Annotated in this window: 1 pseudogene; it reads left to right on the forward strand. The window is 58.2% G+C overall.

The features are described from left to right. Positions 1–1139: pseudogene (locus tag KG007_RS13895) on the forward strand (UDP-N-acetylglucosamine 4,6-dehydratase family protein); the annotation flags it as partial.

The raw sequence follows: 1139 nt of genomic DNA on the forward strand, positions 1-1139 counted from the left end.
GCAGCATCGAATACCTCCGTGACCGTTACGACATCGACGGCGTTCTTTTCGCCACGAACGACGACGCCCAGTCGGAACAGGAACGCCTGATCCGGTATTGTACGGAAAAGTCCGTTAAGATCCTGATCGCGCCTCCTATCGACGAGGTTATCGACGGTAAGATCATGAAGCAGTCGATCCGAGAGATCAAGATCGAGGACCTGCTGGGTCGTCCCGAGATCCGCATCTCGATGGATGAGATCATCGCCAATTTCAAAGACAAGACGGTCCTGGTTACAGGCGCCGCAGGTTCGATCGGCTCGGAGCTTTGCCGGCAGCTGGCTACGTTCGGCATCCACCGTCTGATCCTTTTCGACAACGGGGAGACCCCGATGCACAACCTGCGCCTGGAGCTGGAAGAACGCTATCCGGATTTGAAATTCATCCCGGTTATCGGTGACGTTCGAATCTNCTGCCCGGCTGGACTACGTGTTCCGGACCTACCATCCGCAGGTGGTGTTCCATGCCGCGGCTTACAAACACGTCCCGCTGATGGAGGAGAATCCGTGCGAGGCGGTCCTGGTGAACGTCGCGGGCACGCGCAACGTGGCCGACAAGTGTATCGAATACGAGGTGGAGAAGATGGTTATGATCTCGACGGACAAGGCTGTGAACCCGACGAACGTGATGGGCTGCACCAAGCGCCTTGCGGAGATCTACGTGCAGTCGCTGGGGCTGTCGATCGAACAGGGTCAGACGCCGGGCAGGACCAAATTCGTGACGACGCGCTTCGGGAACGTGCTGGGTTCGAACGGCTCGGTCATCCCGCGTTTTAGGGAGCAGATCGCCAAAGGCGGTCCTGTGACGGTTACGCACCCGGACATTACGCGATTCTTCATGACGATCCCCGAGGCTTGCCGCCTGGTTATGGAGGCTGCCACGATGTCTACGGGCAACCAGATCTTCGTGTTCGACATGGGCGAGTCGGTTAAGATCGCACACCTGGCCCAACGGATGATCTCGCTGGCGGGATTCGAGCCGGACAAGGATATCAGGATCGAATACACGGGCCTGCGTCCGGGAGAAAAGCTGTACGAGGAGGTTCTGTCGAACAAGGAGAACACGCTGCCCACGTCGCACGACAGGATACGTATCGCCAA

The sequence above is a fragment of the Alistipes montrealensis genome, from assembly GCF_018362775.1.
Taxonomy (GTDB): Bacteria; Bacteroidota; Bacteroidia; order Bacteroidales; family Rikenellaceae; genus Alistipes; species Alistipes montrealensis.